This is a genomic window from Bacillus sp. 123MFChir2 (assembly GCF_000383235.1).
GTDB lineage: Bacteria > Bacillota > Bacilli > Bacillales > Bacillaceae_G > Bacillus_A.
Genome location: NZ_KB910983.1, coordinates 1 through 23,862, shown reverse-complemented (window position 1 = coordinate 23,862; position 23,862 = coordinate 1). Strand labels below are relative to the sequence as shown.

Genomic DNA, 23,862 nt, shown 5'->3' with positions numbered 1-23,862 from the left:
TATGCGCTTCTACTCCTGGAGTCACACGAAGCAGAACACTAGCAACTTTTCCGTATTCTTTCGCCAAATCATGTAATATTTCTAGCTCTAAAAAATTATCTACAACGAAACACCCAATATTAGCTTCTAGCGCCATCCTCATCTCTTCTTCTGCTTTATTGTTGCCATGGAAATGAATACGTTCAGCTGGAAATCCTGCTTGCAATGCCGTATATAACTCTCCACTAGACACAACATCTAGCGACATATTCTCTTCTGCAGCTAATCGGCACATTTCCATGCACAAGAATGCTTTACTTGCATAGGCTACTTGATAAGAGAACCCACTCTTTCTAAAAGCACGATGAAATGCACGACACTTCTCATGAATTGCCGCTTCATCATATACATAAAGAGGTGTACCATATTTCGCTGTAAGTTCAGTAGCATCGCATCCGCCAATTTCTAAATGCCCTTGCTCGTTAATGCGGCTTGTGCCGTGTAAATACATGTGAATTCCTCCCTTTTTTCTTAAAACCCTCTATTACATCTCTTAGTTGTTCATATTATCCCTAATTAGGTAAACAAAAAACGCGCGGAACAATGTTCACGCGCGTTTCTTATTAGAAAAATATAGGACGAAAAAATAAACTTGTGTTATTTTCTCAAATAAGAAACCGCATCAAACATCTCCTAATAGCTCTCCATAAGTCAAAAACTTATGACAGTACTACATTTATTTAATGCAGTCCCAATATATGAATAAAGTGGTTATCCATATATTTCGGCGAAAATCCCTTTCAGACTATAATCATGAATACCACTTTATCTCCTATAGCTTACTTTTGATTATCGCAGCCTCTATCCTTGAGTGTAGATGAGGTAAGTCTATTTAATTTTCAAGCACCTTTTTATTGCTACTAACAATAGCAAATGAGTAATTTATTTGTCAAATACTTTTTTAAATTGGTTTACGACAATTTATTTCCGTATTATCTGGTAAGCGCTTTACACCTATATTCTTCACAGTCCATTCACCATCATCATTTTCAAAGGTAATTGTTACTTTTTCAAACGGCGGGAGTTTTTCCCCTCCTATTCCTGGCTCATATTTAATTATTTCAATAGAAGCACGGAACAAATATGTACCGCTGTACATTTTTTTCATGCTAACGATTTTTGGACATTCATATGGCTTTTGTTTTCCATAATACTTTTGAATCGCTTCATTTATTCTCGGAAACAGCACCGAATAAAGTGCATCTTCTAATAATAGCGGTTCATGTTCAGCCAAAAAAGGAGCTGGATTTCCAAGTAAAATGAAGCAGCTTACTATAAAACAACATATTTTCTTCATGGTACTCCTCCACTTTTCCATCGATGACATTATTTTATCCAGCTTCCCTTTTTCTACCCAATTATGAGAAAAGCATCCACAAATTCACTATGTTTTTATATAATAGTACACATAGTAAAAAAAACATAGAAATATGTAACCGGTTATATACAGAAACAAACGGTTACTTGTAGGTAGTAGGAGGAGCCAAATATGATGCAACACTTGTTTCCCAAAGTACGATTCGCTCTCATAGCAGTCGTCCTATTATGGATCAAAACATATATTGTATACAAACTAGCTTTTGATATGAAGATCAATAACGCATTCGAACAAATTATGTTGTTCTTTAACCCATTAGCTTCATTATTATTATTTTTCGGTTTCGCTTTATTAGCAACAAAACATCGAAATCGTATCATTATTAGTATTAGTATGGTGTTATCGTTTATTTTATTTGGCAACGCCATGTTTTATGGGTTTTACAATGATTTTGTAACATTCCCAGTATTATTTCAAACAAATAACATGGCTGATTTAGGAACGAGTATAAAAGAACTATTTACATATAAAACACTTCTTTTATTTGCAGATACTATTATTTTAGTCATATTATCTCGGAAATTCCCTAGTTTTTGTGACACAACTCCTTTATCGAGAAAAGAAAAACAAACATTTTTTAGTGGTGTAACAGCAGCATTAGCCTTGCAAATGGTTATTTCAGTTATTTATAAACCACAACTCTTTTCACATTCATTTGATCGCCAAACTGTTGTGAAAAATCTCGGCTTATATACATACCATATTTATGATATTGCACTGCAATCGAAATCGTCTGCTCAGCGTGCCTTCGCAAGTGGTGATACCTTTTCTGAAATAGATAACTTTGTCAAAACAAAAGATAGACAAGCAAATAAAGAATTGTTCGGCGTGGCAAAAGAAAAAAATGTTATTTTAATCTCCATGGAATCTACGCAAAGTTTTGTCATCAATCAAAAAATAAATGGAAAAGAAATTACACCATTTTTAAATGACTTCATTAAAGAAAGCTATTATTTCAATAACTTTTATCATCAAACTGGACAAGGAAAAACATCAGACGCCGAATTTATTATCGAAAACTCTTTATATCCGCTTGATCGCGGCTCTGTTTTCTTTACACATGCTAATAATGAATATACAGCCACACCAGAACAACTTAAAAAACATGGATACTACTCTGCTGTATTTCATTCAAATGATAAAACATTTTGGAATCGCGATTTGATGTATCCTGCACTCGGATATGACCGTTATTTTAATTTGCAAGACTATACAAATGCGGAACAAATGTCTGTTGGTTGGGGATTAAAGGATAAAGAATTTTTCGAACAATCTATCCCAAAATTAAAATCTTTACCACAACCGTTCTATACGAAATTCATTACATTAACAAATCATTTTCCATTTTTGCTGCAACCGGAAGATCAATTCATTAATGAATACACTTCAGAAAGCGGCGTTGTAAATCGTTATTTTCCAACTGTACGTTACACAGATGAAGCACTAAAACATTTTGTTGAACAATTAAAAAAAGAAGGATTATACGATAATTCTATTATCATTATTTACGGAGATCATTATGGTATTTCTGAAAACCATAATGCAGCTATGGCCCAATTTTTAGGAAAGGAAACACTTACTCCTTTTGATACGATGCAGCTCCAAAGAGTGCCGCTCATCATTCACATTCCCGGTCAAAAAGGACAAGTCATTTCAAAAGTTTCTGGGCAAATTGATGTGAAGCCAACACTTCTACATTTACTCGGTATAAAAACAAACAATTCGATTGAATTTGGCACAGATTTATTTGAAACAAATGATCAGCCACTTATGGTTATGCGTGACGGAAGCTTCGTAACAAATGATTATCTGTATACAAAAAATGTATGCTACAACAAAAAAACTGGTGAGCCGGCCGATATTTCTATTTGTCAACCGTATATTGAAAAAGCAAAAACAGAACTAAGTTACTCTGATAAACTCATTTACGGTGATTTATTACGATTTGATTCGCATAATCAATATAAGACTGGTACGATGACAACCAAATTTGAATAAGAAAATGAACCTCGAACAATGACGATTCGAGGTTCATTTTTTATATATACAAGTTAAAAAATTGACCTAAAACCCCTTTTCTTTTTAGGAGGGACGAGAGCATCTGTCCGTGCATAGAAGCGGTCAGTTCCTTTTCCTGCCACATGCGAGGTTTAAAACACAAAGAGAAAGCGAGTGCATAGCAGCGACTTATATGTCAGAAAATTAAAATGGATTCATACATATAATATGATACGCTTTGAATTACACAAATTTTCTTAAATAAACTAATTGTATTGTATGCTTTATACATTGTAACAATATACAATATTTCCTCCATTAAAACATACAAAATCTTTTACACTTTTAGAGATTACAGTTATCTCACTTTCAAACTTACATCAAATAAAAAATACGCTAAAATCTTTCTCAAAATGAAGATTTTTTGCGACGAGCATAAGAAATTTATGTTATGATAAAAAAGATAAACTTTCATAAACTAATCAAGAATCTATAATAGAAAGCAAGGGATCAGATTTTGTACAGAGCAGCCATTCCAAACTTATTTACGCTCGGAAATTTATATAGTGGATTTCTATCTATCGGCTACGCTTCATTAGGATACTACAAATCAGCGGCGATTTTAGTTTTAATCGGAATGATGCTAGATAGCCTCGATGGAAGGATTGCACGCCTACTTCGCGTCGATTCACAGCTCGGAAAAGAACTTGATTCATTAGCAGACGTAGTTACATTTGGTGCTGCACCCGCAGTATTGATGTATTACACATCCTTCTCTAATTACGGTATTATCGGATTATACATAGCAGGACTTTTCCCTCTATTTGGAGCATACAGATTAGCTCGCTTCAATGTCACACCATCATCAACATCAATGAAATACTTTACTGGTGTACCAATTACAGCAGCAGGTGGCCTTGTTGCCTTCCTTACTTTATTTTCACATGTGATTCCAAAAATTGTACTCATTACAGTATTCGTGACATTCGCTTTTCTTATGGTTAGTCGTATTCGTATTCCAAGCATGAAAGATGTACCGATTCCAAAATATAGTATTATCGTGACACTCTTTTTAGTCGGAATCATTTATACGATGTACAAAACGAGCTTCGGTAATATGTCAGTGTTTTTATTTATTGCTATTCCACTCTATATTTTGTATATGCTGTCACAATTTCTAAGACAACGACCAACACAAAAAAAGCGAACAAACAAAGAATAAAAAAAGAAACCTTCCTAATCATAAGGAAGGTTTCTTTTTTTATTTCGTCACAAGTTCTTTTTTATACACTGGTGTTAATGGTTCATTTCCTTCTAGTACTGCTAAAATATTGCGCACTGCCATTTCGGCCATTGCATCGCGCGTCTCAATCGTTGCGTTTCCAATATGCGGTGTTAGCACAACATTTGTTAATTCTTTCAATCTCTCTGTTATTTTCGGTTCAAATTCAAAGACATCCAGCGCTGCTCCTTCAATTTCCTTTCTTTCTAATGCAATTGCAAGCGCGGATTCATTCATAATGGGACCACGTGCCGCATTAATAATGTAAGCCGTTTTTTTCATTAGGCTAAATTGTTCCTCGGCAATCATATGATGTAACTTCGGATTATACGCACAGTTAATCGTAATAAAATCCGCTGTTTGTAATAGTTCTTCTAACGTTACGTATGTTGCCCCTAATTCTTGCTCCGCACTATATTTACGACTTGGTCCTGTATATACAATGTTCATTCCAAAGGCTTTTGCTCGCTTAGCTACCGCCTTTCCGATTTCTCCTAGACCAATAATGCCAATCGTTTTCCCGTATACTTCACGTCCTAAGAAAAAGAGCGGTGCCCAGCCATTAAAACCGACTGTACGACATAGTGTATCTCCTTCTGGAATACGGCGCGCTGCTGCTAACAGAATTGCAAATGTTAGCTCTGCTGTTGCCTCTGTGGAAACTTTCGGTGTATTCGTAACCGCTATATCCTTTTCCACTGCATATTTATAATCAATATTGTCATATCCAGCTCCGTAGTTTGCAATAATTTTTAAATGCGGTGCTGCATCGATGACTTCTTTCGGAACTTTTGTTGAAAGTAAGCTTAATAATGCATCCTTATCCGTTACACGTGCTACTAGCTCTTCTGTGCCAATCAATTCTTCTTTATCATACATTTCCACTTCATGATCTCGTAACAACTGTAGTCCGATTTCTGGAATTTTTCCTGCTATTAAAATTTTCGCCATGTTTAAGCATCCTTTCTTTTTTACATAAAAATATGCTCATTCAATATTATTGTAGAAAATTCCGCCAAAAAAAGACAAGGAATTTGATTACATTATCATTAATCTAATTACCCTTCTTTACAAAATCGTGAAAAAGAGGCTGAATAATTCAGCCTCTCACTACCATATATCCATTTTAATTTTCGACATTTAAGTCGCTGCTATGTAGAATTTAACATGACCGCGACTTGTTTCCCTCTTTTGTTATAGACCATGCACGCGGCAGAAAAGACCCTGGCCAGATGCTCTCACCCACCTAAAAAGAAAGAGGGTTTTTAGGTCTAATTTGTATTTATATAGAAGTTTGTTTCACTTTATCTCGCATTAACGGGCAGTACGACCCCCACCTCAAGATCCAGAGAGAGTCGAAGAAGATAGATGGAGGGGATAACTGCCCGTAAAAGCCCGATTGGTTCAACTAACCATCAGTGGGCGATGAAGCCCCCCTACTGATGGAAGTTTCACTTTATTTATCTCTTCCTTGGCCCAGCTTCACATCAATTGTTCCTTCTGCTACTGTATCACTAATTTGTTCTTGTATAACAGATTGCTCTGATTGATCTTTTTGTTGAGCATTACTCTCATTTGTTAACTTCCCAGTATCTTTATATTGTTGTTTCGCCATAAAAAAAACCTCCTTTTTTATTCAACGTTAGTGTAAACAAAGAAGGAGATTTTCATCCCGCTATTCACGGGCAGTAAGGAATAAAGTCTCCATTTCCGGTGAAAGTTTCACTTTATCATCAAACATTCTCTTTTACATATTCGATCGGTTTCATGCTACGAATTCTTTTTTCAAATGTTGCTATATGCGTAACACCGTGATTACGAAGCAATTCTATATTTTCTTGTACGTAACTTCCTAAATCATTCGGAAAATGTGCATCAGACGAGATAGTAATCGGAACACCATGATGTACTAAACGCTGTAAAAACAAAGGACTCGGACACACTTCTCTTACAGGATATCGATAATATAGTCCAGCATTCACTTCCGTAGCTGTATTCGTTTCAATCAAAGCTTTCGCAACTGTTTCGTAATATGGTAATTGCTCATTTTCATCTATGCGATAATTAAACACTTTTATATTATCTAAATGTGCAACAATATCAAATAAGCGAGAACGTATTGCTTTTTCTAACGTTTGAAAAAATGTATGGTATAACGCATGTAAATCATGCTGTCTAAAATAATTGTCTGTATCTGGATTATCAAATCCCCATCCATTAATAAAATGAACAGAACCAATCACATAATCCCAATTTCCTAATGCTAATAACTTTTCCAGTTCTTCTTCTCCGCCTATGAAATAATCCGCTTCTATCCCAAGTCGTAATGTCACGCCTCGTTTTCTCCATCTTTCTTTCGCCTCTTCAATTGCTCTTGTGAAATTTGCAATTGATTCCACTCTCACCTGATTGAGCCATTCTTTTTGCAAATGTCCAAGTTCTGTATCACTAATATCGACATAGCGCTCATAGTATTCCTTAGCTTCGTAAAAACGATATAAGTGGTCAACTATTCCAACTTCCCGTATTCCTTTGTGCACTGCTTCCTCTAAATATAAATCAATCCACTCCTGTGAAAATGCGCCTTCCTTTACACGCTTTTGCAAACGCTCCCCAGCTTTTAATATCCATTCCATTGAATGTTTCTCTTCTTTAATCGGTGTAAAATACTCGAGCGCTTCATTTGTGCGAGATAGCCACCGCATTGAATACGGTCCTTCTTCTAAATGAAGGTGATAATCTACTCTCATTTTTCTCCCCTCCTATAAGGCATCAATGTCTTTTCGTTCGCCCACTTTTGATAATTGACCTTGCCGCTTTTGTAATTCTTCAGTTATCTCTTGTAATGAGACATTTTTTTCTACGAGTAATACTAAGCAATGATACGTAAGATCTGTAACTTCTTTTATCAACTCGTCTTTTGCATTATTTTTCGCTGCAATGATAACTTCCGTACATTCTTCTCCTAACTTCTTTAATATTTTATCTTCTCCTTTTGTAAATAAGTAATTTGTATACGACTCAAAAACAGGATTATCCTTTCGCCGCTCAATCGTTTCATACAACTGTTGCAACACATCGTTCATGTTCTTGTCCCCCTTATAGCACCTTATTATGAAAACATGATTTTTCTCCTGTATGACAAGCTACACCTATCTGCTGAACAACTACCATAATCGCGTCTTGATCGCAATCTAAATATAGTGCTTTAACGTGCTGAATATGTCCTGATGTTTCTCCCTTATTCCACAAACCTCTTCTTGAGCGCGAATAAAACCACGTCGTTTTTGTATCTACTGTTTTCTCATACGCTTCTTCATTCATGTAAGCTAACATCAATATGTCTTTTGTCTCCTCTTCAATCACAACAGCTGGTAATAACCCTTTTGAAAAATCTGGTTTCACAATCTCACCTCAATTTTCGCTTTTTGCAACTTTTGTTTCGTTTCTTGAATCGTTGCCTCGCCGTAATGAAAGATGGAAGCTGCTAATGCAGCATTTGCCGATGTTCGCTGAAAAACCTCTGCAATATGTTCAATGGATCCACATCCCCCCGAAGCAATCACCGGAATACCAACCGCTTTTGAAACTGTTTCTGTTAACAATAAATCATAACCATCTTTTGTTCCATCAGCATCCATGCTTGTTAACAGTAATTCACCAGCCCCTAGGTATTCCACTCGCTTTGCCCATTCGACTACATCCATTCTTGTATCAATGCGGCCGCCATTTACATACACATTCCATTTGTTTTCTCCACTTTTCTTCGCATCAATTGCAACAACTATACATTGAGAGCCAAATTGCTCTGCTCCTTCTTCAATTAATGCCGGTCTTTTCACTGCCGCTGAGTTTAATGAAACTTTATCTGCACCTGCCCGAAGTAATCCATACATATCTTGAACAGTAGTGATCCCGCCGCCAACTGTAAGAGGAATAAATACCTCCGATGCTGTGCGTTCTACGACATCAATCATCGTTTTCCTATCTTCGTACGTTGCCGTAATATCTAAAAATACAAGCTCATCCGCACCTGCTTCGTTGTATGCAGCGGCAATTGCGACAGGATCCCCAATATCTTGCAATCCTACAAAATTTACTCCTTTTACAACACGACCATTTTTCACATCTAAACAAGGAATAATTCGCTTCGTTAACATGCCCCTGTCACCTGCAATGCTTCTTCTAACATAACTTTTTTATCATATAGTGCTTTCCCTATAATCACGCCGTACAAGTTCATATTCTGTAACTTCTCAACATCAGCAAGAGAACTCACACCACCAGAAGCAACAATTTGAAGCGAAACCACATCTTTTAATTTTTGTAATTGTTCGAAATTCGGACCAGCAAGAGTCCCATCTTTAGAAATGTCAGTAAAAACAAGTGTCTGTACACCTACTTCCTCCATTTTCTTTGCTAATTGTACATAAGGCGTTTCAGATATATCTAGCCATCCTCGTGTTGCTACATATCCATTTTTCGCATCAATTCCAACGATAATTTTGTCGTCATATAAATGAACTGCCTCTTCTAAAAATGTACGATCATACAATGCCGCCGTTCCAATAATTACTTTCATCACTCCAACTGATAAAAGTGTTTCGATCCCAACAATCGAACGAATCCCTCCTCCAACTTGCACTGGAATGCGCACTGCTTTGCAAATGTCTTCAATAACAGAAAAATTCTCTGAACGACCCGAAACTGCGCCGTCTAAATCGACAAGGTGCAATGCACGTGCACCTAATTGTTCAAATAACAACGCCTGGGCAACAGGGTTTTCATTCATTACTGTTTCTTCTTGAAATTTCCCTTGATATAAACGAACGCAACGACCATTTTTCAAATCGATAGCTGGGAAGACCTTCATGCCCCGATAACCTCCTTAAAATTTCGTAAGATTTGAATTCCTATTTCTCCACTTTTTTCAGGGTGAAACTGAGCTCCGAATACATTTTCTTTTGCAACTAGCCCTGGTACGAAAACACCGTACTCACTCCCACCAACTACAACTTCAATTGGACATTCTACATAATAAGAATGAACATAATAAACAAAAGACTCTTCTTCTATTTCATTCCATAAGGGATGTTCCATTTTCTTTTGCAGCTGATTCCATCCCATATGGGGAATTTTATACGACACATTTAATTTCCTTACTCTTCCTGGCAGCAAACCTAACCCTTTCGTTCTCTCAATCTCTTCACTTTCTTCAAATAAAAGCTGCATGCCTAAACAAATTCCTAAAAGCGGCTTTCCTGCACAAGCAACCTTTTGTATAACGGAAATAAGTCCTTTTTCTTGTAAACAGCGCTTCGCTCTTGGAAATGCACCCACTCCTGGCAAAATAACACCATTGCTATTTACAATTCTTTCTGTTTCATCTGTTACAACATACGCTGCACCAAGATGCTTTAATGCTTGCTCGACACTTCGAATATTTCCCATTCCATAATCTACAATTGCAATCAAATTACAACAATCCCTTCGTAGAATTTACCCCGACAATTTTTTCATTTATCTTGGTAGCCTCACAGAGTGCACGGCCAAATGCTTTAAAGAGCGCTTCAATTTTGTGATGCGTGTTGCTTCCATATAAAGCACGTACATGTAATGTTATGTTCGCTGTATGAGCAACTGCACGAAAAAATTCTTCTGCTAGCTCTGTATCAAAGTCACCAAGTTTTGGATTTGTAAATTCACCATCAAATACCAGGTGCGACCTTCCGCTTATATCAACCGTAACAAACCCTAATGCTTCATCCATTGGTACATAAGCTGTACCGTAACGGTTAATTCCCGCTTTATCACCAAGTGCTTCTTTCAAACAACTTCCCAAAACAATCCCAACATCTTCTACTGTATGATGGGCATCAATATGCACATCACCATCAGCTTCAATTTGCAATCCGAAACGACCATGCTTTGCAAATAAAGTCAGCATATGATCAAAAAATCCGACTCCTGTTTGAATTGAAATTTCTTGATTCCCATCTAATTGCAGTGCTACAGAAATTTTTGTTTCTGTTGTATTTCTCGTTTGTTTTGCAGCGCGCATCAATTTTCTCCTCCCTTAAAACGAATTTCAATTGCCCTCGCATGAGCTTGTAACCCTTCTTTTTCCGCTAAATTGACAATATGATGTTGCACCTTTCCAAGAGCCTCTTTTGTATAAAATAAAAAGCTCGATTTTTTAATAAAATCATCCACAGATAATGGGGAAAAGAACCTTGCTGTTCCACTTGTTGGTAACACGTGATTCAGACCTGCCATATAGTCACCTAACGGCTCCGGCGCATATGGACCTAAAAATATAGAGCCTGCATGTTGAATAGACGAGAGAGCTGTCATCGGTTCTTTGATGTGCAGTTCTAAATGTTCCGGAGCTATTTCATTTGAAAGCTGAAACGCTTGTTCCAATGACTCTACAACAAGAATTGCTCCGTTTCTGTTAATGGATTCACGAGCTATTTCACTTCTCGGTAGGTTCAGCAATTGTTTTTCTATTTCCCTATTCACTTCCTGTGCTAATTCCAAACAAGTTGTGATGCAAATAGCAGTTGCTCGTCTGTCATGCTCTGCTTGTGATAATAAATCAGCCGCAATATATGCCGCATTTCCCGTTTCATCGGCAATAACAACAATTTCAGAAGGACCAGCAATCATATCGATATGAACGGAACCAAATACTTCGCGCTTCGCTAATGCAACATATATATTTCCTGGTCCTACAATCTTATCAACACGCGGAATCGATTCCGTTCCGTATGCTAACGCCGCAATTGCTTGTGCTCCTCCCACTGTGTACACCTCATCAACCCCAGCAACTTTTGCGGCTGCTAAAATATGAGGGTCTACTCCTTCACGGTTTGGCGGTGTTACCATGACAATTTTATTAACGCCCGCAATTTTTGCTGGCAATACATTCATTAGAACCGATGATGGATACGCTGCCGTTCCCCCTGGTACATACACGCCAACGGTTTGCAAAGGCCTAATAACTTGGCCTCGAATAACCCCTTCTTCCTCTGTATCAATAAACGCCTGTCTTTTTTGCTTTTCGTGGTATGAAATGATATTATTTTTTGCTTCTTGCAATGCGGCTAAAAATGCAGAGTCGACACGTCTATATGCGAATTCTAATTCTTCTTCCGAAACTTGAAATTGCGCTAACTCTACTCCGTCAAAAGCCTTTGTATACGAAAAAAGAGCTTCATCTTTCTTTTCCTTTACACTTGTAACAATTTTCTTCACATCTTGTTGAATCGTTTCTTCTACTGTATTTGCTTGTTCGCGAAGTTGTTTCACCTTACATAAGATAATAGAATAATCCTCATATATAACGTCCATCTTCCCTTCCCCCTTTACTTCTTTTCTGCTACAACACTCTCCATTTTATTTATAATATTGAATATTTCGACTTTCCTCATTTTTAAAGAGGCTTTATTTACAATGAAACGTGCTGAAATGTCGCAAACTTCTTCGAATACGACTAAGCCGTTTTCTTTCAACGTTTGTCCTGTTTCTACAATATCGACGATTGCATCTGCTAATCCTAGCAAAGGCGCAATCTCAACAGAACCTTCTATTTTAATAATCTCTACATCTTCTCCCTTCTTACGAAAATATGCAGAAGTAACATTCGGATATTTAGTTGCAATCCTTTTTTTGTTATAACCGTTTGGATTATAAGACAAAGTGGAAGCAACACAAACTTTACAACAGCCTACTCCTAAGTCAATCATTTCATATATATCATTCTCATATTCAAGTAAAATATCTTTCCCCACAACACCAATATCAGCTATACCATGCTCGACATATGTTACGACATCAACTGCCTTTACAAGAATAAATGAAATGTTTGAATTCCTACTTTGAAAGACGAGCTTCCTTCCTTTATCTTTTAGCTCCGAACAATCAATACCAATTCGTTCAAATAGGGGAATTGCATATTTTTCTAGTCTTCCTTTCGTTAACGCAATTTGAATGTTACGCATGAGGATTCTCCTTTTTTCCGCATAATCCATTTCCCTTTCCATACATACTGGGTTAACGTATCTCCTGATACATCAATTACCGTCTTTACATCGAGTGTTCTTGCAAATTGAAAAGTATCTTGTAAATTTTCTAACATGGATAGTTCTGCTTTTACACCATCTTTCCTAAATAAAATACGTAATTTCTCTGCTTCTGAAATCATATCTAATGAGTAATATAGAAGAGCGTCGATTTGTTTTTGATATGGTGCTTCCTTCCGTTCTTGTAATGTTCGAACAATTTGATTTACTTGTACCGCTAATCCTACTGCAGATAAAGATTCTCCAAAATTCCCAATAAGTTCATCATATCTCCCGCCACTAACAATCTCTTTCCCAATATCGCTTATATATCCACGAAAGATTACACCCGTGTAATAATGAAGATGTTGAATCATCCCTAAATCAATTGAAATATACCCACCATAACCAAGACGTTCCATGTTTTCATATATATTTTTGATCTGTGCAATGGCTTGCTTCATCTCTTGACTGACAGCAAGCTTCTCAGCCTCTTCAACGACTTCTAACCCACCAAATAAACGTGGTAACTTTTGTAATAATCGCACTGTTTCATCCTGCATATCTAATTGCTTTTCTTGGAGAAACTGAGACAAGGCAGCATAATTTTTACTCTCAATATATTCTCGCAATGTATATTCATCTACTTCTCGTAAAGACAACTTTTTCACAATGGACTTATACAGTTCCACTTGACCAATTTCAATTTTAAATGATTGAATACCTACTGATTGCAAGGCAACAATTGTACTTATAATACACTCGATTTCAGCACGTATATTATCGATACCGATAATCTCAATTCCAGTTTGTGTAATTTCATTATATTTTCCTGTTAAAGATTCATTTGCCCTAAAAACATTTCCACTATAGGTTACTTTCAAAGGGGCTTCCATTCTTTTTGTTCCAATTACGCGTGCCAGCGGGATTGTCATATCAGGTCTAAGAACGAGGATGCGTCCCTCAGAATCAAAAAACTTATACATCTTCTCCTCGTCAATCGGACGATTTTGAAACGCAAACACATCATAAAATTCAATCATAGGTGTCCGTATTTCTTCGTATCCTCTCTCAATAAATGTACGCCTTAACCTTTGTTCAGTCTCCTCCATTAATGTACATTCTTGAAACAGAAAATCTCTCGTTCCGTTTGGATTGGCTCGTTTCCATTTTTTCATCGTCACACCTCCACTTTCTTAACACATGTATTCAAAAAATCTACAAAGATAACATATTGAACATGATTCTCTTATATATCCCTTTTTTATTTCTTGAACTTCGCTCACTAGCGGTTTCATCTTCACCATTACTCATACATCCATAACGTAGCGCTTAGAAAACGAAAAAAGAGCTATGTAGATAAAAATACCTACATAGCTCCTTGGAGAATGTAGGTACAACAGGAATAACCCTTGTACCTACACGTTTTTTCACGCTAGGTTCAAGGGTTTACGTATGATGATGTTGTGTAAATAAAATGACTGATGGGAAAGTAAACATTGTCATTACTCCCTTTCTCCTCTTAATTTTAGGTCAGTATACTACCGATTAAATTGAAAGTAAATAATTTTCTTTTAATTCTACTTCCACTGCTTTCGTCTTGTCGCTGTATGACTATCTCCGCACAGTTCGATTTGCAAGTCGCAAGCCCCCAAAGGCTTGCGGTGATGCTACTTCATGAACGAGATGAAGATTAATATATAATAAATCCAATTCATTCTCATCTGTTGCTACAACATGTCGTTCCCATAGTTTATCTAATAGTGTTTTCCCCATTATCGCCATTTCCCCACTAGCGCCTGCTCTTCCATCGCTTGTAATACATACTTTGTAAACGAAGCTGTCGTTTCATTCCCGCCTAAATCTGCAGTACACTTTCCAGAACAAAGAATTGTAGAAATAGCTTCTTCAATTGCTTCTCCTTCTTTTCTTAACCCAAATGATTGTCCAAGCATCATTGCGACTGAGCGAAGCATAGCGATTGGATTTACTTTATTTTTCCCAGCAATATCTGGCGCTGATCCATGAATTGGCTCATAAAGAGATGAACCATTCTCCGCATGACTTGCAGACGGTAACATGCCTAATGAACCTGCTAATACAGATGCTTCATCACTTAAAATATCACCAAATAAATTTTCTGTAACGATCACATCAAATCGCCTTGGATTACGAATGAGTTCCATTGCAGCAGCATCTACTAATAAATGTTCTAGCTCTATCTCAGGATGACGAGCTGCTACTTCTTCTGTAACTTGTCTCCATAGTTTACTAGATTCTAAAACATTCGCCTTATCAATAGAAGTTACTTTTTTACGACGTTTTTTCGCTAATTGAAATGCGTAGGAAACAATTCGTTCTATTTCACGTCGATGATAAGTAAGTGTATCTGTTGCTGTTTCTTCTGTCCGCTCTTTCGGAAACGAAAAATAGATGCCACCTGTTAATTCCCGAACGACAACAAAATCAACTTGCTCCGCTGCTTTTAACGGTGATAAGTGCGCTGTTGCTTCTTCTACAGAAATTGGGCGAACATTCGCGAATACACCTAAGCCTTTTCGCAAAGTTAGAAGCCCTTGTTCAGGACGTTCTTTCGCATGATCCCAGTATGGTCCTCCAACTGCACCTAATAATACCGCATCACTTGCTAAGCACGCTGTTAATGTGCGGGACGGAAGCGGCTGACCAAATGCATCAATGGCAGCTCCTCCAAACAATTCATCTTGTAAATAAAAATGATGCCCGTATAACCTTTCTACCATTCCCAGTACTTGCTTGGCACTTTTCATAATTTCCGGCCCAACTCCATCACCAGCTAAACATACAATTCGTTTTTCCATCTTCAAGCACTCCTTTACGATTTTGTAAGTGATCGTAACGCTTTTAATTTCCCTGCTGCATGAATTGCTCCTTGCTCATGCCGCGTTAAAATATGAGGAATTTCACAATCGTAAAGCGCATCATATAGTGGCAAAACAGCTCCTCCTGGATAGCCAAAAATGACTTCTACCTTCTCCCTTCTAAGCGCCTGTAACAAAAGCTGTGCACCGGTTGCCATTTTCTCTTCCGTTTTTGAAGACATCGTTTCTACAAACCTCCTTTATAAAATACCTATATAAGGTGAAACTTCCCTCACCAATCAAGGCCTTACTACCCGTTAGTAACGGGATAAATAAAAAAGTCTTTCGCCCACACTTCAGCTATGTGCTGAAGTGACGAAAGACTCGTGGTACCACCCTTCTTTGCAAGAAAAATTCTTGCCTCAGTGATTCTAATAGAATCAAGCTTATAACGGAGCTACCGTCCAAACTTAGACAAGTGCTTCAGTTTGGCACTCAAGGGCGATGTTCGTCAACGTGAACCATCGGTTTCCACCAACCACCGACTCTCTGTGAGGCTTCACAATCAACTACTCCTCCCTATCAACGCTTTATCCATCCGCGCGCGGAAGTTTCACTTTATACTTTCATAATTCCTCCAGTGTTTGCCGAAGTAACAAGCTTTGCGTATCTTGCTAAATACCCAGTTTTCACTTTCGGCTCTGGAGAAATAAATTGTTTTTTTCGCTCTTCTAATACTTCGTTAGAAATTTCCCAATGAATACTGCCATCTTTTACATTAATGATGATGGAATCCCCGTCTTTCACATATGCAATTGGTCCTCCTTCAGCTGCTTCTGGAGATACATGCCCAATTGCAATCCCTCTTGTTGCTCCGGAAAAGCGTCCATCGGTAACCAGTGCAACCTTTGTTCCTAGTCCTCTTCCAACGATTGCTGATGTTGGAGCTAGCATTTCCGGCATACCAGGTCCTCCTTTTGGACCTTCATAACGGATGACTACAACATGCCCTTCTTTCACAATACCACTATCAATTGCAGCAACTGCTTCATCATGAGAATCAAAGCAAATTGCTTCACCCACAAACGAGGTAACTGATTCATCAATCGCTCCAACTTTTAGGACCGAACCATCTAGCGCTAAATTTCCAAAGAGAATGGAAAGACCACCTGTTTTACGATAAGGCCGCTCTTTCGGACGAATTACTTTTTCATCTAAAATTTTTCCATCTTCTACTGTTTCATAGATGCTTTTTCCTGTAATTGTAATGCGCTCGGAATGAATTGCTCCTGGAATTTGTGAAAGCTCTTTAATAATAGCTGCCACCCCGCCAGCTTTATGTACATCATGCATAGAATAATGAGAAGCAGGGCTAATTTTCGCTAAGTATGGAACACGCTTTGCAATATCATTAATACGCTGCAAATCATAATTAATTCCAGCTTCATTCGCGATGGCTAACATATGTAAAACGGTATTTGTCGATCCGCCCATCGCCATATCTAATGCAAAGGCATCATCAATTGCTTCTTTCGTAATAATGTCACTCGGTTTTATATCACGCTTAATTAAATCCATTAAATGAGACGCAGCTTGACGAATTAAGTTACGTCGTTCTTCACTTGTTGCAACAATCGTTCCATTTCCGGGAAGGGCAACACCGAGCATTTCCATAATGGTATTCATAGAATTTGCTGTAAACATCCCTGAACAAGAACCGCACGTTGGACATGCTAATTTTTCCATATCAATCAGCTGTTCTAAACTTAACTTCCCTGATTTATGAGCGCCAACTCCTTCAAATACAGATGCCAATGAAAGAGGAGTTCCATCTTTTGCTTTTCCAGCTTCCATCGGTCCCCCTGAGACAAACACAGAAGGGACATTCGTTCGAACAGATGCCATTAACATTCCCGGTGTAATTTTGTCACAATTTGGCATAAACATAACCCCGTCAAACCAATGAGCTTGAATTACAGTTTCTGCCGCATCTGCAATAATCTCCCGACTTGGAAGTGAATAGCGCATTCCAATGTGTCCCATTGCAATTCCATCATCAACACCGATTGTATTAAATTCAAAAGGAACGCCTCCTGCCGCGCGAATCGCAGCTTTCGCTACATCAGCAAGTTCCCTTAAATGAATATGTCCTGGAACAATATCTATATATGAATTACAAATTGCAATAAATGGTTTATGAAAATCTTCTTCTTTAACGCCTGCCGCATGAAGCAAACTTCGATGCGGCGCCCGATCAATACCTTGTTTAATCATATTGCTTCGCATCGGTTATTCACCTACCAACTTACTTCATTTGCTTCATAAATTTTTTCGCCATCTTCTACGACTAGCTTACGGAATTCTTTTAATAAGCAATTTGTATGTGTCCCTGGTTTTCCAGCGCCAATTTCTCTTCCGTCAACCTTTGTTACCGCAATAACTTCAGCTGCTGTACCTGTTAAAAATACTTCATCCGCTACATACACATCATGGCGAGTAAATAATTCTTCCCTTACGTCATAACCAAGCTTCTCACCAATTTCCATAATCGCATTTCGGGTAATTCCTTCCAGCGCTCCCGCATAACTTGGCGGTGTAATTAATTTATTGCCTTTTACAATAAAGACGTTGTCACCTGAACCTTCTGCAACATACCCTTGCTCATTTAACATCAGCGCTTCCTGCACACCAGCAAGTTTTGCTTCAATTCTAACTAAAATATTATTGAGGTAATTCAATGATTTCACTTGTGGTGTTAATACGTCTGGACGATTACGCCTTGTCGCAACTGTCACAACCGGGATGCCCTTTTCATAATATTCCGCCGGAAACAGTGCTAGTTGTTCCGCAATGACAACGACATTTGGCTTTAAACACGAATCGGGATCTAAACCAAGATTTCCAGCCCCGCGTGATACAACTAAACGAATATATCCATTGGATAGCTGATTACGCCTTATTGTTTCAACAACAATGTTGGTCACTTCTTCCAACGTATATGGAATTTCTAATAAAATGGATTTTGCTGATTCGTACAAACGAATGAGGTGCTCTTTTAATCGAAAAACATTCCCACTATAGACACGAATGCCCTCAAATACCCCATCACCATATAAATATCCATGATCATAAACAGAAACTTTTGCTTCATCTTTTGGAACAAATTCTCCATTTAAGAAAATCCATTGCTCGTTCACTTAAAAGCGCCCCCTATTCCCTTGAATTTTTTATTGTTTCCTAGTTTACGCTCCCTTTTTAAATAAATCAAAGAAATTTTTGAAAATTTTAAATTTTTAAAAATAAAAACAACCTTCTTTAGATTGTTTCATCAACATTGTTAACGTTTACAAAATGTCAAAAAATATTTTCCGACATTTTCTTCAACAAAAAATATTTGTTGAAGAGAAGGATTTTTTCCTAAAGATTCGAATGTATTGTATTCAATAAACGGGCGTTCTATCTTCTTTTAGGAAAAAGAGGATTCATAAAGTGAAGTGAAAAAATAAAAAATAAAATTTGAGGATAACACTCATATTTTTTCTTTTTTACTCATAATCCTATTTTCAAAAATCATTTTGACAAATTTAAGGGGGCTAAATCATATGACATGTTTACAAATTAAAGGAACAAGACAAGAGGTAATGGAAATGCTTCAATTATTTGATTTAATAAATACAAAAGGGCTGTGTAAATTAGAAGATTATGTAGAATTACTTCCATACACGGAGCAAAATAAAACAACACAAAATCCGATGTATATTGCTTCTATTGATGTACAATCAAATGATGATACGATGCAAGATGTGCAAAATGATCGTTTTGTATGTGATATGTTAACTGGGGTTTATAACGACTAGTTTATTTCTTCTTCTGCCACACGTGGGAACTCTTCTGCTAATTAGTGAATATTCTTCCGAAAAAGGAACATATTACTAGATGGCAGGAGGTGAATAACATGGCGAAAATTGGAGTAGAAAATTCTTTAACAAACGTACAACAAGCTTTGCAGCAAAAGGGGCATGACGTAGTCTCATTACAATCTGAAAGTGATGTACAAGGATGTGACTGCTGCGTTATCAGCGGTCAAGATTCTAATGTAGCGGGGATTAGTAATGCTGTAATAAAGGGATCTGTTATTGACGCAAGAGGATTAACAACCGATGAAATTTGTCAACAAGTCGAAAGTAGAATTCAATAAAGTGAAATCTTGATGAGTAAAGAACCCTAAAGAAAGCTTCATTTTGCGCTCCCATCACACGCTTGAAGATGGGGGCTTCATTCGGAAATACATTAAAAGAAGGCTATCAATTATTAAAAAGTAGCCTTCTTCTCTATATTTAACTAACGGGAAAGTAACATATACTGGATGAAAGCCCTACCTCTCTCTCATCATTACGGCTCCAATGACCGCTCCTGATACACTAGTATGTGTATACAGTTTACAAATACAATCCATCATATTTGTAATCACTAAAGTTGTTGGCGTTATCGCCCGATCTTTAGTAATCCATTGATTTGTATAAGCAAAGAATAATCAATATATACTAGCTGTAACCGAGACACGAAAATAAATTATACATCATTAAAATAACAATGTCAACAAATTCTTCAAAATAAAAACAGGCTAACATATGAGCCTGTTTGCTAAAATTGCGCTTTTTCCTTTAGTACGTACACAACAAATCCACTCACTAACATACATAAACCGACAACAAAATTTTTAATATTAATCATTTATACCTCTCCCTTGACCTTTCATAAATCATCATTCTCTATATATTATCATTTACCTTATATTCATATCATTTTTAAGCACACTTCATCTACTATATCATAATTTCCTTAAAATGCAAGTATCCTATTAAAGCTTATTTACCAGTTTTTGCATAGCACTTGGCACTGTTTCCAATGCTTTTTCTACAAGATGTGTACCACTATGTAAGTGCATTACTTGGACCCCTTTTTCCCCAACTACTAAAAATGCAACAGGATTAATGGAAACCCCAGCACCACTTCCACCTCCAAATGGATGTAAGCTCTGCGCCTCTGTTTTTTGTTCATTTACATTAAAATCACTTCCACCTGCGCCAAAACCAAAGGCAACTTTTGAAACAGTTAAAATAATACTGCCATCTGCTGTTGATACCGGCTTGCCGACAATCGTATTAACATCAACCATTTCTTTTAAATTTGTCATTGCTGTTTTCATTAAGTTTTCAATTGGATGTTGCATCATAGAAAGCACCTCTTTTTCCTTTCAATTCCTTTTTATCGTTTCCAAAAACGATAAAGACATACCAATTTTTACAACTTAATAATTTTTGAAAGTAAATCTTTCTTGCAGAACATTCTTCTCCCAAAAGTTACTTGAGCTAAAAGGACGGCTTACGGTTTGCGAACAATAGGATAAAAAAACAGAAGTAGCTCATACTAAACATGAAGCTCTTTATGAAAGGAGATATCACATTGACTGATAAACATGAAGAACGTTATAGAGAAAACGAAGATCATTTCGAAGAAGAATATGCAGCTGAAATTGCACCGAACGGTGTGCCTTATACTGACGACAGAGAACGAGAAACGACAAAGACCGGCGGAGGAACAGCTGGATTTATCGCACTTGCCCTTGCCGTCTTATCTTTATTCACTTTCCCAGTACTCTTTGGACTTCTTTCTGTCCTAGTTGGTATCTATGCTTATAACCGCGGCGCTACTGTTACAGGTGGAATCGCTGCAGTCATGGGCGGCATAGCAGCAATTGTCGCATTAATATTCCGAGCAGCTCTGATCGGTTTATTCTTCTCTCTTTTTTAAACACAATAAAAGGTATCTTGCTTCTTGCAAGATACCTTATCCTGTAAATACATCCTCAGATGGATAGCGAATTTTTTGTTTTGCTGGCTGCGCAAGTGAAAATACAAGTGTTAGCGGTCCAATTAATCCGCAAAACATAACAAACATAATTACACACTTTCCAAATGCTGATAATTTAGCCGTAATCCCCATTGTTAATCCAACTGTTCCAAATGCTGAAATTGTTTCAAATAAGATTTCTATAAAACTAAAATTCTCAGTAAGCATTAGTATAAATACTGCCACAAAAATTAAAAATTGACTGGCAATGACAATTGCCAACGCTCTCGTCACTGTCGACATTTTTATCGTACGACGAAATAAAATCAAGTCTTCTTTTTTCTTGAAAAATGAAAGAACAGATGTAATTAAAATAACAAAAGTGGTGAGCTTAATACCGCCTCCAGTCGAAACGCTCCCTGCTCCAATAAACATGAGCACCATCGTAAAGAATAGCGTTGCCTCTCCCATACTTCCGTAATCAACTGTATTAAATCCAGCTGTACGTGGTGTAATTGCTTGGAAGAACGATGCCCACAACTTCTCACCAAATGATAAAGAACCTAATGTTTTTGCGTTATTATACTCTAATACAAATATGATAAGCATTGCAGCAGCAATTAACACAATCGTACCAATAATCATGATTTTTGAATGAAGCACAAGTTTTCGAAAACTGCGGCTATACCATATATCAATGAGTACGGTAAAACCTAAACCGCCTGTTACAATTAACGAACAAATACCAATATTAATAATAGGATCGCCAACATATCTCGTTAAATTATCTGGCCATAATGCAAATCCAGCATTATTATAAGCAGCCACGACATGGAATAAGCTGTAATATAGTCCTTTCCCAAGTCCAAATTCAGGAACTAAGCGAATAGATAAAAATACAACACCTACTAATTCAATACAAATTGAGAAGAAAAACACACGTTTCACTAATTTTACAAGTCCGCCAATGTTCGTTTGATTTAATGCCTCTCCAATAAGAAGGCGATGGCGCAACCCTATCTTTTTACCTAACATCCAAACTATTAAAATAGCTATTGTCATTAAACCTAAACCACCAGTTTGTATAAGAAACATAATGACAACTTGTCCAAATATGGTAAATGTACTATTCACATCTACTACACCTAAACCAGTTACAGTCGCAGCTGACGTCGCTGTAAAAAAAGCATCTACCCAGCTAATAGGTGTTTTTATTGAAAGTGGTAATTTCAACAATATTCCCCCAACGATAATCAAAGCAAAAAAGCCAATTGCTAAAATTTGTGGTGGACTTAATCGTATAAAACGATCGTTTAAGTCTCGTTTTTCTATCATTTTCATAGCACTAACTCCCTTAATCCGTCCTCCAAAATATGTAACATAGTTGAGCATAATCTTTTTTCTTATGAATTTCAACTTTTATTTCTAATTGAACTACCCCCACCTACCGTTTCACGCTTGAGATGAGAGTCTTCTCGCCAGATATGATAAAAAAATAGAAAATTCCTAATTCCTTCACTCCAAGTTCACATTGAATTCACATCAGTCTTTTATAGTATAACTATCGAAGCTGTTCCTCCCTAATAACGAGACATCCCCAATGTCTCGAACAGCTTTCTGTCCCTAACTTAAATTGACATAAATTGTCCCCCCTCCCTAGGCCATCTTGTAATAAAGATGGCTTTTTTATTTCACTACTTTTATTCCCTTCTTGTATATATCCATTTGAAATTTCCAACTAGTAAGTCCCTGTTATGCAGCATACAACATGACCCCTACTCACTTTGCTCCCTTTGTTTTAAACGCATGTGGCAGGAAAAGGTCCTGACCGCTCCTATGCACGGCTAGACGCTCACGTCCTCCCTAAAAAGAAAGGGGGGTTTTATGTTGTTTTTTCAATTTATATTTATACACTTCATTCCTTCCTTGATTTGCTTCCCTTTTTCGAACGATATTCTTTTCCTTTGTTATCATCACCCGTATTAAACTCTGTACCAAATTCCTGTTGATATTGGCCGGCTTTAGGTGCTCCTTGATTCCCGCTTCCTTTACTACCATTGCGATTCGTCATATAACTTCCTTCCCTTCTTTATCATAATATTATTAGTATGCTTTGTTTCATTTAAAATACACATAACACGTCTGTTGATTATCTAAATTCTACCAAAAAATGAATACAAAAAGAGAGATTCCTCTTGTACAATGTAAGTTACCACACCAACATTAACGAAACGAGGAATCTCTCATGAATAAGAATACCACGTCCCACACATTGATTCAAAACTTTCTTTCAGAAGCAGAGCTCCAGGCGATTTTAACGGAGTTCAACCACACCGAGACAGCCCGAAAATGCACGGTTTCTACTGTTATTTCTTATTTGATTCGTGCTGCGACAAATGAATGGAAAAG

26 protein-coding genes, 2 pseudogenes, 1 riboswitch and 1 other annotated feature are annotated in these 23,862 nt (G+C 37.1%); of the genes and pseudogenes, 5 read left to right on the top strand and 23 right to left on the bottom strand.

Annotated elements, in window-relative coordinates:
* Both H280_RS0120800 and H280_RS0120795 read right to left on the bottom strand, forming a co-directional pair.
* Positions 1 to 490: hypothetical protein (locus tag H280_RS0120800; protein ID WP_020063048.1), on the bottom strand; the 490-nt coding region annotated here is incomplete at its 3' end.
* Between the two features lie 178 nt (positions 491 to 668).
* A riboswitch (Lysine riboswitch) is annotated at positions 669 to 851 on the bottom strand.
* Between the two features lie 89 nt (positions 852 to 940).
* On the bottom strand, positions 941 to 1,336 hold the full coding sequence (locus H280_RS0120795; RefSeq protein WP_020063047.1) for a DUF3888 domain-containing protein: 396 nt from the start codon (positions 1,334 to 1,336) through the stop codon (positions 941 to 943).
* Positions 1,337 to 1,528: 192 nt separating this feature from the next.
* Here H280_RS0120795 and H280_RS0120790 point away from each other — a divergent pair, with 192 nt between their 5' ends.
* Together H280_RS0120790 and pssA are read left to right on the top strand one after the other, a co-directional pair.
* Positions 1,529 to 3,415: an LTA synthase family protein gene (locus H280_RS0120790; protein WP_020063046.1), complete on the top strand. Its 1,887-nt coding sequence runs from the start codon at positions 1,529 to 1,531 to the stop codon at positions 3,413 to 3,415.
* 517 nt (positions 3,416 to 3,932) lie between these two features.
* Positions 3,933 to 4,637 (top strand): CDP-diacylglycerol--serine O-phosphatidyltransferase, encoded by a 705-nt coding sequence (gene pssA / locus H280_RS0120780; protein ID WP_020063044.1) that lies wholly within the window; start codon positions 3,933 to 3,935, stop codon positions 4,635 to 4,637.
* A gap of 39 nt (positions 4,638 to 4,676) precedes the next feature.
* On the opposite strand, the gene H280_RS0120775 is transcribed toward pssA, so the two are convergent.
* The 17 genes and pseudogenes from H280_RS0120775 to ilvE form a co-directional block, all read right to left on the bottom strand.
* Entirely contained in the window at positions 4,677 to 5,648 is a 972-nt protein-coding gene (locus H280_RS0120775; protein WP_020063043.1) for an NAD(P)-dependent oxidoreductase, read from the bottom strand.
* A 505-nt stretch (positions 5,649 to 6,153) separates the two neighbouring features.
* A complete protein-coding gene (locus H280_RS25425) occupies positions 6,154 to 6,312 on the bottom strand; it encodes a DUF4025 domain-containing protein (RefSeq protein ID WP_020063042.1) in 159 nt (52 codons plus the stop codon).
* A 118-nt stretch (positions 6,313 to 6,430) separates the two neighbouring features.
* A complete protein-coding gene (locus H280_RS0120765; protein WP_020063041.1) occupies positions 6,431 to 7,447 on the bottom strand; it encodes a histidinol phosphate phosphatase domain-containing protein in 1,017 nt (338 codons plus the stop codon).
* A gap of 12 nt (positions 7,448 to 7,459) precedes the next feature.
* The gene (hisE, locus tag H280_RS0120760; RefSeq protein ID WP_020063040.1) at positions 7,460 to 7,783 is read right to left on the bottom strand and encodes a phosphoribosyl-ATP diphosphatase; all 324 of its coding nucleotides are present in this window, start codon (positions 7,781 to 7,783) and stop codon (positions 7,460 to 7,462) included.
* Between the two features lie 13 nt (positions 7,784 to 7,796).
* A complete protein-coding gene (hisI, locus tag H280_RS0120755) occupies positions 7,797 to 8,102 on the bottom strand; it encodes a phosphoribosyl-AMP cyclohydrolase (protein WP_020063039.1) in 306 nt (101 codons plus the stop codon).
* Positions 8,099 to 8,857 carry an imidazole glycerol phosphate synthase subunit HisF gene (gene hisF / locus H280_RS0120750; RefSeq protein ID WP_020063038.1) on the bottom strand — a complete coding sequence of 253 codons (759 nt, stop codon included), beginning with the start codon at positions 8,855 to 8,857 and terminating at the stop codon, positions 8,099 to 8,101. The genes hisI and hisF overlap by 4 nt, the downstream gene beginning before the upstream one ends.
* Positions 8,851 to 9,570, bottom strand: coding sequence for a 1-(5-phosphoribosyl)-5-[(5-phosphoribosylamino)methylideneamino]imidazole-4-carboxamide isomerase (gene hisA / locus H280_RS0120745; RefSeq protein WP_020063037.1), 720 nt, complete (start codon positions 9,568 to 9,570; stop codon positions 8,851 to 8,853). The genes hisF and hisA overlap by 7 nt, the downstream gene beginning before the upstream one ends.
* Positions 9,567 to 10,172, bottom strand: a complete 606-nt coding sequence (gene hisH / locus H280_RS0120740) for an imidazole glycerol phosphate synthase subunit HisH (protein WP_020063036.1) — start codon at positions 10,170 to 10,172, stop codon at positions 9,567 to 9,569. Before hisH ends, hisA begins: the two co-directional genes overlap by 4 nt.
* Before the next feature lies 1 nt (position 10,173).
* Positions 10,174 to 10,758, bottom strand: coding sequence for an imidazoleglycerol-phosphate dehydratase HisB (gene hisB, locus H280_RS0120735; protein WP_020063035.1), 585 nt, complete (start codon positions 10,756 to 10,758; stop codon positions 10,174 to 10,176).
* Complete coding sequence (gene hisD / locus H280_RS0120730) at positions 10,758 to 12,050, bottom strand: histidinol dehydrogenase (RefSeq protein WP_020063034.1); 1,293 nt, start codon at positions 12,048 to 12,050, stop codon at positions 10,758 to 10,760. Before hisD ends, hisB begins: the two co-directional genes overlap by 1 nt.
* A gap of 14 nt (positions 12,051 to 12,064) precedes the next feature.
* The gene (gene hisG / locus H280_RS0120725; protein WP_020063033.1) at positions 12,065 to 12,700 is read right to left on the bottom strand and encodes an ATP phosphoribosyltransferase; all 636 of its coding nucleotides are present in this window, start codon (positions 12,698 to 12,700) and stop codon (positions 12,065 to 12,067) included.
* Positions 12,676 to 13,938: an ATP phosphoribosyltransferase regulatory subunit gene (gene hisZ / locus H280_RS0120720; RefSeq protein WP_020063032.1), complete on the bottom strand. Its 1,263-nt coding sequence runs from the start codon at positions 13,936 to 13,938 to the stop codon at positions 12,676 to 12,678. The genes hisG and hisZ overlap by 25 nt, the downstream gene beginning before the upstream one ends.
* Before the next feature lie 439 nt (positions 13,939 to 14,377).
* Positions 14,378 to 14,536: pseudogene (locus H280_RS25420) on the bottom strand (3-isopropylmalate dehydratase large subunit); the annotation flags it as partial.
* Positions 14,536 to 15,600 (bottom strand): 3-isopropylmalate dehydrogenase, encoded by a 1,065-nt coding sequence (leuB, locus tag H280_RS0120710; RefSeq protein WP_020063030.1) that lies wholly within the window; start codon positions 15,598 to 15,600, stop codon positions 14,536 to 14,538. The pseudogene H280_RS25420 and the gene leuB, both read right to left, overlap by 1 nt.
* 53 nt (positions 15,601 to 15,653) lie before the next feature.
* Positions 15,654 to 15,842 (bottom strand): annotated as a pseudogene (locus H280_RS0120705) (thiamine pyrophosphate-binding protein); the annotation flags it as partial.
* Between the two features lie 126 nt (positions 15,843 to 15,968).
* Positions 15,969 to 16,195: a binding site (T-box leader), on the bottom strand.
* A gap of 23 nt (positions 16,196 to 16,218) precedes the next feature.
* Positions 16,219 to 17,886 carry a dihydroxy-acid dehydratase gene (gene ilvD / locus H280_RS0120700; RefSeq protein WP_020063028.1) on the bottom strand — a complete coding sequence of 556 codons (1,668 nt, stop codon included), beginning with the start codon at positions 17,884 to 17,886 and terminating at the stop codon, positions 16,219 to 16,221.
* A gap of 11 nt (positions 17,887 to 17,897) precedes the next feature.
* Positions 17,898 to 18,797, bottom strand: a complete 900-nt coding sequence (ilvE, locus tag H280_RS0120695; protein ID WP_020063027.1) for a branched-chain-amino-acid transaminase — start codon at positions 18,795 to 18,797, stop codon at positions 17,898 to 17,900.
* A 405-nt stretch (positions 18,798 to 19,202) separates the two neighbouring features.
* On the opposite strand from ilvE, the gene H280_RS0120690 reads away from it, so the two are divergent.
* Positions 19,203 to 19,457, top strand: a complete 255-nt coding sequence (locus H280_RS0120690; protein WP_020063026.1) for a DUF3911 family protein — start codon at positions 19,203 to 19,205, stop codon at positions 19,455 to 19,457.
* 98 nt (positions 19,458 to 19,555) lie between these two features.
* Positions 19,556 to 19,798 carry a YkuS family protein gene (locus H280_RS0120685; RefSeq protein ID WP_020063025.1) on the top strand — a complete coding sequence of 81 codons (243 nt, stop codon included), beginning with the start codon at positions 19,556 to 19,558 and terminating at the stop codon, positions 19,796 to 19,798.
* A 446-nt stretch (positions 19,799 to 20,244) separates the two neighbouring features.
* Here H280_RS0120685 and H280_RS24080 read toward each other — a convergent pair whose 3' ends face one another.
* Together H280_RS24080 and ytfJ are read right to left on the bottom strand one after the other, a co-directional pair.
* Positions 20,245 to 20,334 (bottom strand): hypothetical protein, encoded by a 90-nt coding sequence (locus H280_RS24080; RefSeq protein ID WP_020063024.1) that lies wholly within the window; start codon positions 20,332 to 20,334, stop codon positions 20,245 to 20,247.
* Positions 20,335 to 20,461: 127 nt separating this feature from the next.
* Complete coding sequence (ytfJ, locus tag H280_RS0120675; protein ID WP_028411329.1) at positions 20,462 to 20,833, bottom strand: GerW family sporulation protein; 372 nt, start codon at positions 20,831 to 20,833, stop codon at positions 20,462 to 20,464.
* Between the two features lie 215 nt (positions 20,834 to 21,048).
* Here ytfJ and H280_RS0120670 point away from each other — a divergent pair, with 215 nt between their 5' ends.
* Positions 21,049 to 21,414: an imidazole glycerol phosphate synthase gene (locus H280_RS0120670; protein WP_081625711.1), complete on the top strand. Its 366-nt coding sequence runs from the start codon at positions 21,049 to 21,051 to the stop codon at positions 21,412 to 21,414.
* A gap of 36 nt (positions 21,415 to 21,450) precedes the next feature.
* On the opposite strand, the gene H280_RS0120665 is transcribed toward H280_RS0120670, so the two are convergent.
* Positions 21,451 to 22,794: a TrkH family potassium uptake protein gene (locus H280_RS0120665; protein ID WP_020063021.1), complete on the bottom strand. Its 1,344-nt coding sequence runs from the start codon at positions 22,792 to 22,794 to the stop codon at positions 21,451 to 21,453.
* Between the two features lie 574 nt (positions 22,795 to 23,368).
* Entirely contained in the window at positions 23,369 to 23,524 is a 156-nt protein-coding gene (locus tag H280_RS0120660; RefSeq protein WP_020063020.1) for a hypothetical protein, read from the bottom strand.
* Positions 23,525 to 23,862: the final 338 nt, after the last annotated feature.

What these genes read in the sequence shown, in the direction of transcription:
- hisF (WP_020063038.1), bottom strand. Translation starts at nt 8,857, where the DNA reads ATGTTAACGAAGCGAATTATTCCTTGTTTAGATGTGAAAAATGGTCGT.
- H280_RS0120690 (WP_020063026.1), top strand. Translation starts at nt 19,203, where the DNA reads ATGACATGTTTACAAATTAAAGGAACAAGACAAGAGGTAATGGAAATG.
- hisD (WP_020063034.1), bottom strand. Translation starts at nt 12,050, where the DNA reads ATGGACGTTATATATGAGGATTATTCTATTATCTTATGTAAGGTGAAA.
- H280_RS0120765 (WP_020063041.1), bottom strand. Translation starts at nt 7,447, where the DNA reads ATGAGAGTAGATTATCACCTTCATTTAGAAGAAGGACCGTATTCAATG.
- H280_RS25425 (WP_020063042.1), bottom strand. Translation starts at nt 6,312, where the DNA reads ATGGCGAAACAACAATATAAAGATACTGGGAAGTTAACAAATGAGAGT.
- hisE (WP_020063040.1), bottom strand. Translation starts at nt 7,783, where the DNA reads ATGAACGATGTGTTGCAACAGTTGTATGAAACGATTGAGCGGCGAAAG.
- leuB (WP_020063030.1), bottom strand. Translation starts at nt 15,600, where the DNA reads ATGGAAAAACGAATTGTATGTTTAGCTGGTGATGGAGTTGGGCCGGAA.
- H280_RS0120775 (WP_020063043.1), bottom strand. Translation starts at nt 5,648, where the DNA reads ATGGCGAAAATTTTAATAGCAGGAAAAATTCCAGAAATCGGACTACAG.
- H280_RS0120795 (WP_020063047.1), bottom strand. Translation starts at nt 1,336, where the DNA reads ATGAAGAAAATATGTTGTTTTATAGTAAGCTGCTTCATTTTACTTGGA.
- hisB (WP_020063035.1), bottom strand. Translation starts at nt 10,758, where the DNA reads ATGCGCGCTGCAAAACAAACGAGAAATACAACAGAAACAAAAATTTCT.
- ytfJ (WP_028411329.1), bottom strand. Translation starts at nt 20,833, where the DNA reads ATGCAACATCCAATTGAAAACTTAATGAAAACAGCAATGACAAATTTA.
- ilvD (WP_020063028.1), bottom strand. Translation starts at nt 17,886, where the DNA reads ATGCGAAGCAATATGATTAAACAAGGTATTGATCGGGCGCCGCATCGA.
- H280_RS0120685 (WP_020063025.1), top strand. Translation starts at nt 19,556, where the DNA reads ATGGCGAAAATTGGAGTAGAAAATTCTTTAACAAACGTACAACAAGCT.
- hisG (WP_020063033.1), bottom strand. Translation starts at nt 12,700, where the DNA reads ATGCGTAACATTCAAATTGCGTTAACGAAAGGAAGACTAGAAAAATAT.
- H280_RS0120660 (WP_020063020.1), bottom strand. Translation starts at nt 23,524, where the DNA reads ATGACGAATCGCAATGGTAGTAAAGGAAGCGGGAATCAAGGAGCACCT.
- H280_RS0120790 (WP_020063046.1), top strand. Translation starts at nt 1,529, where the DNA reads ATGATGCAACACTTGTTTCCCAAAGTACGATTCGCTCTCATAGCAGTC.
- H280_RS0120670 (WP_081625711.1), top strand. Translation starts at nt 21,049, where the DNA reads ATGAAAGGAGATATCACATTGACTGATAAACATGAAGAACGTTATAGA.
- H280_RS24080 (WP_020063024.1), bottom strand. Translation starts at nt 20,334, where the DNA reads ATGATTAATATTAAAAATTTTGTTGTCGGTTTATGTATGTTAGTGAGT.
- hisZ (WP_020063032.1), bottom strand. Translation starts at nt 13,938, where the DNA reads ATGAAAAAATGGAAACGAGCCAATCCAAACGGAACGAGAGATTTTCTG.
- H280_RS0120665 (WP_020063021.1), bottom strand. Translation starts at nt 22,794, where the DNA reads ATGAAAATGATAGAAAAACGAGACTTAAACGATCGTTTTATACGATTA.
- hisA (WP_020063037.1), bottom strand. Translation starts at nt 9,570, where the DNA reads ATGAAGGTCTTCCCAGCTATCGATTTGAAAAATGGTCGTTGCGTTCGT.